This is a genomic window from Streptomyces anandii JCM 4720, from assembly GCF_014650655.1.
In the GTDB taxonomy this organism is placed as follows: domain Bacteria; phylum Actinomycetota; class Actinomycetes; order Streptomycetales; family Streptomycetaceae; genus Streptomyces; species Streptomyces anandii.
This window is the reverse complement of sequence record NZ_BMVJ01000005.1, coordinates 278,280-280,937: the sequence shown is the minus strand read 5'-3', so window position 1 is coordinate 280,937 and position 2,658 is coordinate 278,280. Positions and strand designations below refer to the sequence as shown.

At 68.1% G+C, this 2,658-nt stretch carries 2 protein-coding genes; both read right to left on the bottom strand.

The annotated features are described in order from the left end of the window. Positions 1-252 precede the first annotated feature (252 nt). On the bottom strand, positions 253-1,647 hold the full coding sequence (locus IE249_RS12095; RefSeq protein ID WP_189704777.1) for a hypothetical protein: 1,395 nt from the start codon (positions 1,645-1,647) through the stop codon (positions 253-255). Between the two features lie 388 nt (positions 1,648-2,035). Further along, entirely contained in the window at positions 2,036-2,425 is a 390-nt protein-coding gene (locus IE249_RS12090) for a hypothetical protein (RefSeq protein ID WP_189704776.1), read from the bottom strand. Between the last annotated feature and the right edge of the window lie 233 nt (positions 2,426-2,658).

The following is a 2,658-nucleotide window of genomic DNA, read 5'->3' as shown; positions in this document are numbered from 1 at the left end:
TCGCCCGCGTGGACGAGACCGCGGGCCCCAACTACCAGCCTGCTTCGCGTGTTCGAAATCGGTACTCGGGCCCCGACTACGGCGACGGGGTCCGACGCGGGCCTCGCCCCGGGACACGGTGACGCGCCCGGCGTGCAGCCCCCCGGCGGCCTTGAGGAGACCGGCTTCCTGCCGACCGGGACCGGCTCGGCATGTGGGGCCGGTCCCGGGGGCGTCACCCGCTGCAGGCAGACCGCGGGTGACTCGGTCACCTCAGTAGGTGGTGGAACCGATGTTGGTGGATCGGTCGACAGCGACACACTGGTCCTGCACGCGGCCGCCGGACGCGCTGAGGGTCAGGTCGTTGGAGTTGCCGCAGCTGTTGTTCTGACGGCCCTCCTGCGCGGTGTTCTGCTGGAACAGCGCTGCCCCGCTGGAACCGCCGGCCGCCCGGGCACCGTGGCTGATGTCCACGGTGTCCACATTCCTGGAACGATCGACGTTCTTGCAGAGTGTGTCAAGGCGCCCTTGGGTGACTTCGACGTCTCCGAAGTTCGAGTTGGCGCAGTCGTTGTTCTGCTGGCCTTCCTGCGCGGTGTTCTGCTGGTTCAGGTTTCCGACGGACGAGCCGCCCTCGACACGGGCGCCACCGCGCTTGGTGACCGTGTGGTCGTTGCGGGAGGCGTCCTTGTTGAGACAGGCGGTGCTCTCCCTGCTCCCGTCGAGCGGGAGGAACGTGTTGTCGGTGTTGTCGCAGTTGTTGTTCTGCCCGCCCTCCTGCGCGGTGGTCTGCTGGTTGGCGATGAGGCCTGCACCCGAGGATCCGCCCTCGGCACGGGCGCCGCCGTTCCTGGTGAGGGTGTACCTGTTGCGGGAGACGTCCTTGTTCACGCAGGTGTCGCTGAGCGCTCCGCCGGTGACCTCGATGTCACCCAAGTTGGAGTTGTCACAATTGTTGTTCTGCCCACCCTCCTGGGCGGTGGTCTGCTCGTTCAGATTGCTTCCGCCGGACCCGCCTCGGGCGGTGGAGCCGCCGTTCCGGGTGAGGGTGTGACTGCTGTCGGAGGCGTTCTTGTTGGCGCAGGCACCCCTGGCGTCACCTCCCCTCACGACCAGCGTCGCGTTGTTGGAGTTGCCGCAGTTGTTGTTCTGCCGGCCCTCCTGCGCGGTGTTCTGCTGGTTCACGAGGCCGCTGGAGCCTGCCTCGGCGCGCGCACCGCGGCCCTCGGACGCGGTGTACCTGTTCCGGGAGCCGTCCCTGTTCGAGCACGTCTCGCTCGCCGTGCCCCCGGTCAGCGTGATGTCGGTGTAGTTGGCTTGGCCGCAGTTGTTGTTCTGCCTGCCCTTCTGCGCGAGGTTCTGCTGGTTCAGGCTGCTGGAGCCGCCCTCGGCTCGGGCGCCACCGCTCCTGGAGACGATGTGGTCGTTGTACGAGGTGTCTGCCGAGGCACAGTGAACGGCGTCCCGGCCGCCGGTGAGGAGGGACCCTTCGATGGTGTCGCTGCTTTCACAGTTCTGGTTCTGACGGCCTTCCTGCGCCGCGTTCTGCTGGAACAGGTCTCCGAGGGAGGAGCCGCCGCTCACCTGGGCTCCGTCCTCCCCCGCGAACGCCACCCCGGAGACCGCCGTCGTGGACAGGCCCCCCATGGCCAGCGCTACGAGGGTCATCCCTGTGATCTTGCGAAGTCCCACTCTTCCTCCTCTGTGACAGTGCTGTGCACCAGGCGCTGTGGCAACGCCGCGGACTCGGCCGAAGACGCGGGATCGCCGGCCGATACCCCCGAACGGCCCATACGGGTCGCTCTCCTCATGGCCTGCCGGCGCGGCGGCGGCACTGCGCACGATCCCGCACACGGAGGACCGGCCGCCCCGCGGTTGCGGAGCCTGCTGCCGGAGGCGGCACTCGTGGAATTCGTGGACGTGATCAACGAGGTACATGTGCCGGAACCGGGTCTGGTCGTGGTCGACCTGCCCGACCCGCTCGCACAGCGAGGAGTCCGCATCAGCGAACTGACGCGGACTCCGGCGCGACGAGGTTCAGCGCGTTCCTGGCCGGTCAGAAGCCCTGGCTGCGGGCACAGACGGCCTTGACGGTGACCGGGAAGGTCGACTGGGTGGCGTTGCGGATGGTGCCTCTCCAGGTGGTGGAGTTGACCGGTGCGGTCTCGTAGACGTACACCCCGCTGCTGATGAAGGTGTTGGTGGTGATACCACCGCCTGTGACCAGCGTCCCGCGCGGGCAGGTGACCGTGACGGTGCAGAAGGAATCGGCCCCGCACGTCGCGGTGTTGGACACCTGCTGGTAGTGGACGGGCGGCGGCGTGGCCACCTTGTGGTGGGCGGGCACTGCCGCCAGAGCGGGGGCGGCCGTGCCCAGGGCGAGGAGAGCCGGGAGGGCCGTGAGGCCGGCGGCCCATACGCCTTTGTAGCGGGGAAGCGGATTCAAGCGGCGTCCAGCGCGCATGTCTGACCTGCTTTCTACGACTGCGCCCTACATGGAGGGAGTCATGGCGGCCCCGAGCGGGGCGCCTCCCCCATGGTGCGGTGAACCCGTCACGAACGCCTCAGACACGCCAATACCAGCCTATAAGCGCTTTCCGATGCCACCGAATCGGATGAATACGCGCGAGTCGCAACCCACCGAGTCGCGCCCCGTCCCAACCCGTCGCAGTGCCACCA

Excerpts from the sequence above, each read along its gene's own strand:
- IE249_RS12095 (WP_189704777.1), bottom strand. The coding sequence starts at position 1,647 with ATGACCCTCGTAGCGCTGGCCATGGGGGGCCTGTCCACGACGGCGGTC.